Here is a 1,661-nt window from a genome sequence, read left to right as displayed (position 1 = left end):
GGCCCTCCGTCCGGCCCAGGGCTCGCCCCCGGCGGCGCCGTTCATCCGCCGCCGCCCCGCCGATCAGCGAGGACAATGAATCCGTGCGGTATCTGATACTCGGCGCCACCGAGGCGCGTGACAGCCATGGACAGCCGCTGCCGCTCGGCGCCGGTGCCCGGCTCCGCGCGCTGCTGACCGCCCTCGCCCTGCGCGCCGCGCGAGCCCTGCCGGTGCCGGTGGACGTACTCATCGGTGAGGTGTGGGCGGACGACCCGCCGCAGGACCCGCCGGCCGCCCTGCAGGCACTGGTCGGCCGGCTCCGCCGGGTGGTCGGCAGGGCCGCGGTGGACTCCGGCCCCGGCGGTTACCGACTGGTCACCCCGGCCGACGAGGTCGATCTGTTCCGCTTCGAGCGGCTGGTGGGCGAGGGCAGCCGGGCGCTCGACAGCGGTGACGCGGAGACCGCCGCCGGTACGCTCCGGGCCGCGCTCGCCCTGTGGCGCGGCCCCGCGTTCGCCGACCTGCCGGACCGCGAGTCCGCCGCCGCCCGCCCCGAGGCCCTCCGGACCACCGCCCTGTACCGGCGCATCGAGGCCGACCTGGCGCTGGGCCGGGCGGTGGAGGTGGTCCCGGAGCTTCGCGAACTCGTCGCCGGCGACCCGCTGCACGAGCCGTTCCAGGCTCAGCTGATCCGCGCGTTGAGCGCCGCGGGACGGCCGGCCGACGCCCTCACGGCGTACGAGGACGCGCGCCGGGCCATCGCCGACCGGCTGGGCAGCCGGCCCGGCACCGAACTCGCCGGGCTGCACGCCCGTTTGCTGCGCGGTGACCGGCCGGCCGACGCCCGGCGGGGCGCCGCCGACGGGCGGAACGGGACCGGCACGCCGTACGGGCCGCCGTGGGGTGCCCTCGACGTTCCGCCCGCACCCGGTCCCGCACCCGGTCCCGCATCCGGCGTGACGGCGGACGGCGGCTCGCCGACCCGGGAGCTCCGCGCACCCGGGATCCCGGCGGTGGGTGACCGGCCGCCGCACGACGCCCCGAACGCCGGCAGCGCACCGGTGTCCGCCCCGGCGCCGGGGCGGACACCGGTGCGCTGCCGGCGGACGGCGGGCCGGACCACGGTGCCGGGTCCGGGCACGGCGCGGGGCCCGGGCACGGTGGTGGCCCGGAGCACGGCGACCGGCCCGGGCTCGGTGGTGGGCCGGGGGATGACGGGCCGGCGGTGAGCCCGCCCCGTACGGCCGGGGCCGGCACGGCCGGACCTCATTCCGCTGCAGCTCGTGCCGCCGGGCCTCCGGCGGCGGAGACACCGGCCGCTCCCGCGCCGACCGGCGATGAGCCGCGCCAGCACGAGCCGCGGCCGCACGAGCCGTGGCAGGGTGAGCCGCGGACGGATGAGCCCCGGACCGGTGTGCCGGCGGGCGGTGTGCCGGCGAACGGTATGCCGTTGAGCGGCGCGACGTCGAACGGCACGCCGCCGAACGGCGTGACGTCGAACGGCGCGCCGCCGGGGGACTCGACGGGGACGCCACCGGCGGGGACTCACCCGGCGAGGACGGACGAGCCGGCGTCTCCGGGCCGCCCGGGCGGGTCACTGCCTCCGTCCGGGCCGGGTGCCTCGCCTCCGTCCGGGCCGGGTGCCTCGCCTCCGTCCGGGCCGGGTGCCTCGCCTTCGT

At 79.7% G+C, this 1,661-nt stretch carries 1 protein-coding gene; it reads left to right on the top strand.

Translation table 11 applies throughout. From position 1 onward, the window contains the following. The first annotated feature begins 83 nt into the window (after positions 1–83). Positions 84–1,211 (top strand): AfsR/SARP family transcriptional regulator, encoded by a 1,128-nt coding sequence (locus IHE55_RS30415; protein ID WP_197992639.1) that lies wholly within the window; start codon positions 84–86, stop codon positions 1,209–1,211. Positions 1,212–1,661: the final 450 nt, after the last annotated feature.

Origin of the sequence: Streptomyces pactum, assembly GCF_016031615.1 — a bacterium.
Classification (GTDB): Bacteria; Actinomycetota; Actinomycetes; order Streptomycetales; family Streptomycetaceae; genus Streptomyces; species Streptomyces pactus.
Note: the sequence above shows the minus strand (reverse complement) of the source record. Positions and strands in the feature narration are given on the sequence as shown.